The organism is Allobosea sp. P4_C6, assembly GCF_056402015.1.
In genome coordinates this window covers 1-1131 of the sequence record NZ_JBFUIF010000265.1, presented here as the reverse complement: position 1 = coordinate 1131, position 1131 = coordinate 1, and the positions used below count along the sequence as shown (strand labels likewise).

At 59.3% G+C, this 1131-nt stretch carries 3 protein-coding genes; 2 read left to right on the top strand and 1 reads right to left on the bottom strand.

The window, feature by feature from the left end; translation table 11 throughout:
• Positions 1–119 precede the first annotated feature (119 nt).
• Entirely contained in the window at positions 120–368 is a 249-nt protein-coding gene (locus AC1DVA_RS28540) for a hypothetical protein (RefSeq protein WP_265055356.1), read from the bottom strand.
• A gap of 174 nt (positions 369–542) precedes the next feature.
• On the opposite strand from AC1DVA_RS28540, the gene AC1DVA_RS28535 reads away from it, so the two are divergent.
• Positions 543–746 carry a DUF3606 domain-containing protein gene (locus AC1DVA_RS28535; RefSeq protein WP_476808150.1) on the top strand — a complete coding sequence of 68 codons (204 nt, stop codon included), beginning with the start codon at positions 543–545 and terminating at the stop codon, positions 744–746.
• Positions 747–766: 20 nt separating this feature from the next.
• Positions 767–985, top strand: a complete 219-nt coding sequence (locus AC1DVA_RS28530) for a hypothetical protein (RefSeq protein ID WP_476808149.1) — start codon at positions 767–769, stop codon at positions 983–985.
• Positions 986–1131 lie beyond the last annotated feature (146 nt).

Genomic DNA, 1131 nt, shown 5'->3' with positions numbered 1-1131 from the left:
CTGCCGCTATTGAGCTTCCGAAACCGGCTCGCAAAGGACGAAGCGCACGAGAGCGTTCCGGTCCGGCTGTTCTGGATGTCGAGATTTGGCAGCCCAAACCGCGGCTCTAGCGGCTCAGTTTATGGCCGGCGCGTGCGGGTCTCCTTCAGAAACCGCTGGATCGCCTTGTTCGCCATCTCCCGTGGATCGTCTGTTCCGAGCGCAACAGACGCGACGACGAATTTCATGCGCTGGCTCTGGCGCTCCTGATCTCCAGCCGGCACGCCGTGCTCAACATAGCTCCAAGCTGCTGCCCAGGCCGACTCGGCCCGCGCCATAGCGCCCGGATCTTCAAGAATGGCGAAAGGGTTCGCTTCGTTCGTTCGCATCGATCACTGGCCCCCTATTCAACATGCGGGCCATATAGAAACCGCCCGCTGCACTGTCCGGGCTCCTCTACGCGCGGCTCGCGAAATGGTTCCGCTTCTAAAATTGGCTGAGAAACGGGAGCCACCGGAACCTGAAGCTTCCTGGTCGATTGAATCGCCGCAAGGAGGCCCAAAATGGCAGACGACAAGAAAAATTGCGGCCCGCAAGACCGATCATTCATCAATCTGTGCGAGGACTATGAGGCGCGTTATTGGACCGACAAGTTCGGCGTGTCCCACGCACAGCTTGAAGAAGCGGTTCGTGGAGCTGGCGCTTCTGTTAATGCTGTTGAGGCCGCGCTGCGTCGCAAGACGCTTAGTGGCGGAGCGAAGCATTGAGCGCGACGCACGACACACGCATGGATCCCCTAGATCCGACCACCGATGGACCCGATTTGGCGCTGCGCATGAATGCAGCTTTTCCAGGTCGCGATTGGGTTGCAATGCTGATGGAGCGTTCAGGGTATCCGCGAGATTATGTCGAGTGGCATCTTCAGGAGGAGATGGTCCCTCCGCAAGCACTGGTATCCGCTGCGAGCGAATTGTTATCAGAGGCCGGAACCTTAATTGCGCAGTGAGCGATACACTGGCGCTGGAACGCTGGCATCGTGCCCCTAGCCAGCAGCCTAAAGGTTTTTTTCCAGTTGAGCCGGCCGACATACGCGAAGGCCCCGAGTAGGCGGCCGATACGCCAGAACAGAAGGCAGGTTTGGCCCGCCTGAGC